This is a genomic window from Dyadobacter psychrotolerans (assembly GCF_004349265.1).
Lineage (GTDB): Bacteria > Bacteroidota > Bacteroidia > Cytophagales > Spirosomataceae > Dyadobacter > Dyadobacter psychrotolerans.
The window spans coordinates 1-2,302 of sequence record NZ_SMFL01000038.1 but is presented as its reverse complement, the minus strand read 5'-3'; the positions used below and the strand labels follow the sequence as shown (position 1 = coordinate 2,302).

Sequence of the window (2,302 nt, the reverse complement as noted above, 5' to 3'; positions counted from 1 at the left end):
GTAAGCATCCTATGAACCACATATTTCTTAAGAGAAACGTGGTTTTTACTTTTGACTTAAAAACCAATCAAAATGGATCAGTCGGAAGAGATGTTCAAATTAGTAAGGGAATGGCGTAAAAGTGGGCTAACCCAGAGTGAATTTTGCAAGCCACATGGCATCACGGTAGCCAAATTTGGTTACTGGGCGGGAAAAGAAAAGTTGGCCGCGCGGTTGCCTGTCGAAAAGGTAGGTGGCTTTGTTCAGATATCAGGCCAACAATCCGCATCAAATGATTCTTGCCAGATTGTCTACCCAAATGGCGTGAAGATAAATTACCAAGGGAAAGACCTTGTTGTGCTTTCCCAACTGATCAAGCTCTACTGATGTTCAGTCTGAGTTCATCGCACAGCTATTTTCTTTACCAGGGCCGTTGTGACATGCGTAAAGGATTTGACGGGCTTTGTGGCCTTGTAAGTGCAGAGCTGGACCGTAATCCCACAAGCGGTGAAGTCTTCGTTTTTCTGAACCGGCCCCGCACCCATATCAAATTGCTGCATTGGGAAAACGGGGGCTTTGTTTTGTATTATAAACGACTTGAAAAAGGAACGTTTTCTCTACCCAAAGCAATGGGTGGACGCGTATCTTTGAGTTGGGCTGAGCTGGTTCTGATGGTAGAAGGCATCCAGATACAAAAGAGCATACAGAAGACAAGATTCCATATTTAGGTGCAAAAAAAGGCATATTTTATTAGCTRAAATGCTTCCGGATCTGTATCTTTAGTGCATGGATATGTCTCTGGAATCGCTTTCAAAAGAAGAACTAATAGCCCTTATAAACAAGGAAAAGCAGTCCTACAGTGAAGTGCGTATTGCAGAGTTGGAAGATGAAAATGCTTATCTCAAATCGCAGCTTGCGATGTACAAGCGGATGCAATTCGGGCAAAAACGGGAACGATTCGAAGGGGATCCTGCCCAGATTGCACTCCCTTTTGAAACGCCCGTCGACCAAATAGCTGCACAAGAAGAAATCCTGAAAGAAAAGATCAGCTACGTCCGTAGCAGGCCTAATCACAAAGGCCGTGCTGCACTTCCATCGCATTTACCTGTTGAGGAGATTGAAATTTACCCTGCTGGAGATCTTTCAGCGATGGTATGCATCGGCAAGGAGGTTACCGAAGAGCTCGATTATGAGCCAGCCCGCTTTTTAATCAAAAGGTATATCCGCTATAAATACGCTGCCAAAAATGGGGAGGGTGTAAAGATTGGTCATCTCCCGGAGCGGGTCATTGATAAAGGAATTCCTTCTGCCGGACTGCTGGCTAGTATTTTAACCGATAAATATCAAGACCACCTTCCACTTTACCGGCAGAAGCAGCGTTTTGCCAGAGAAGATATCCAGATTGCATCTTCAACCCTGGAGGGCTGGACCAAAGAAGCCTTGATCAAGCTCGAACCGCTCTACGAACAACTGGTCTTCGATATCAAGACAAAAGGATATCTTCAGGTGGATGAGAGCCCGATAAAAGTACTGGAAAGTGAAAAGAAGGGAGCTTGCCACCAAGGCTATTATTGGGTGTACCACAGCCCTTTGGATGGCGTAGTTCTCTTTGATTACCAGCCGACAAGAGGATCAGCAGGTGCAAAAACGATGTTAGAAAGTTTCAAAGGCTATCTGCAGACGGATGGGTATGCCGTTTACGAAAAGCACGGGAAACGCAAGGACGTTACTCACCTGGCTTGCTGGGCACATGCCCGCAGAGAATTTGAACGAGCGCTGGATAATGACAAAACCAGGTCGCAAAAAGCGCTATCAATGATCCAGCAGCTATACGCTGTGGAGCGAAAAGCCAGCCAGCAGATGTTGGATCCTGTCAAAATCAAAGAGCTACGGCTGACCGAATCCCTTCCGGTTCTCAATGAGCTGGGAAAATGGATCTTTGAACAAATTAAAAGCACGCTCCCAAAAAGCCAGATTGGAAAGGCGATGCAGTACAGTTATAATCGCTGGGATGCGCTCAGTGCGTATTTACATGATGGGAATCTGCTGATCGACAATAATCAAATTGAAAATTCCTTACGTGGCTTGGCCCTAGGTCGGAAAAATTATCTTTTTGCCGGATCACATGATGCTGCACAGCGAGCTGCCATGATATACTCTTTCTTCGCGATCTGCAAAAAACATAATATCAATCCCTACAATTGGCTAAAAAACACCCTGCTAAACATCTCCACAATCAATCATAAAAACATTACCGACCTATATCCGCAAAACTTTAACAAAGTTCAGCAACTAACAAATATGTAGTTGGTAGGCCGGATAC

General features: G+C 44.9%; 3 protein-coding genes. All 3 read left to right on the top strand.

The features are described from left to right. Positions 1 to 72: 72 nt before the first annotated feature. Genes tnpA through tnpC form a run of 3 tightly spaced genes read left to right on the top strand, consistent with a single transcriptional unit; the run spans position 73 to position 2,286 of the window. Positions 73 to 366 (top strand): IS66 family insertion sequence element accessory protein TnpA, encoded by a 294-nt coding sequence (gene tnpA / locus E0F88_RS33480; protein ID WP_131963155.1) that lies wholly within the window; start codon positions 73 to 75, stop codon positions 364 to 366. Then, on the top strand, positions 366 to 707 hold the full coding sequence (tnpB, locus tag E0F88_RS33475; protein ID WP_131963153.1) for an IS66 family insertion sequence element accessory protein TnpB: 342 nt from the start codon (positions 366 to 368) through the stop codon (positions 705 to 707). The genes tnpA and tnpB overlap by 1 nt, the downstream gene beginning before the upstream one ends. Positions 708 to 765: 58 nt before the next feature. Beyond that, positions 766 to 2,286 carry an IS66 family transposase gene (tnpC, locus tag E0F88_RS33470; protein ID WP_131963151.1) on the top strand — a complete coding sequence of 507 codons (1,521 nt, stop codon included), beginning with the start codon at positions 766 to 768 and terminating at the stop codon, positions 2,284 to 2,286. Positions 2,287 to 2,302 lie beyond the last annotated feature (16 nt).